At 58.4% G+C, this 1,001-nt stretch carries 1 protein-coding gene; it reads right to left on the bottom strand.

The window, feature by feature from the left end:
- Positions 1–338 precede the first annotated feature (338 nt).
- Positions 339–512: a hypothetical protein gene (locus IVB13_RS17795; protein ID WP_247489913.1), complete on the bottom strand. Its 174-nt coding sequence runs from the start codon at positions 510–512 to the stop codon at positions 339–341.
- Between the last annotated feature and the right edge of the window lie 489 nt (positions 513–1,001).

Genomic DNA, 1,001 nt, shown 5'->3' with positions numbered 1-1,001 from the left:
CTGCCTCTATGGTGCTGGCATCCGGCAAAGCCGGCACCTGGAAGCGTCTGCGGGCCGGCGGGGTTGCCCAGTTAGCACAGTGGGCGAGGAGTCACCCAATCAGGATGATATGTAAGATACTCGAGAGGCAGTGTCGGAAGAGGCGATACTCTTGAGGCGGGGTGATGGGCCTAGTCGCGTCATTTTGCATGTCTGAAGATGTACTTCGCTTCTACCAGTTAGCTGACGTGTGCAGGGAACGGACGGCGCAAGCCCCTCAGTCCCGTCGACGCGGAGCCGCGGCTGAAGCTTGCTGAGGACTGGCTCGAATTCGCACGAGCCGACCAGCAACGGCGCGCTTACGAGCCGCGCTGCATCCGATGAACAGCGACCAGAAGATCTGGCCGCTCGAGCACCTCCACCAGCTTGTCCAATATGATGCGCTTGTTATTCCGGGGCCTCGGTTCTAAGTATTCTTCCAAAATGCGCTGGGCGTCACTAACAGCCTGAAGAGCTAGCTGTTCATCCGTCATCTGTTAGCCTCCAGTGGCCAATCAGAACGGAAGAACCTACGTGTAAGATAGTTCCAGATCCTTTATTGCCGGTTGATGATGCGGTGCTCACGATAGGTGGGGAGCCCCTGTCAATGGAAGCCATGCTACTGCTTCCGAGGCGAGGCCATTTGTCTTCAGGGGCATCCCATCCGCTTCCCAGTCTGGAATTTTGGGAGGCAATGGTGAAATCGGCTCCCCTGCCGGTGGACTGGCGCGAGGCTGCCAGGCCGAAGCATAGGGTCAGCGTCAACGCAGTCACCACTAGCAGCGCGGACACAAACTAGGCTCACGCACACCTCTCTCACGCCCGAGAGCGCGCATAGCCGAAGGCTTTGGCCGGAGCCATGCACCGCTGAAAAACACCGACAGAATGACGATCCAGGTTCAGCCCTTCCTCCGCTGCGCATTCCAGGGATGGTGATCAGGTGTTCCAGGCGATGGTGATCACGGATTCCAGTGATCGCGATC

Source organism: Bradyrhizobium sp. 17 (assembly GCF_023073515.1).
GTDB classification, from domain to species: domain Bacteria; phylum Pseudomonadota; class Alphaproteobacteria; order Rhizobiales; family Xanthobacteraceae; genus Bradyrhizobium; species Bradyrhizobium canariense_D.
Note: the sequence above shows the minus strand (reverse complement) of the source record. Positions and strands in the feature narration are given on the sequence as shown.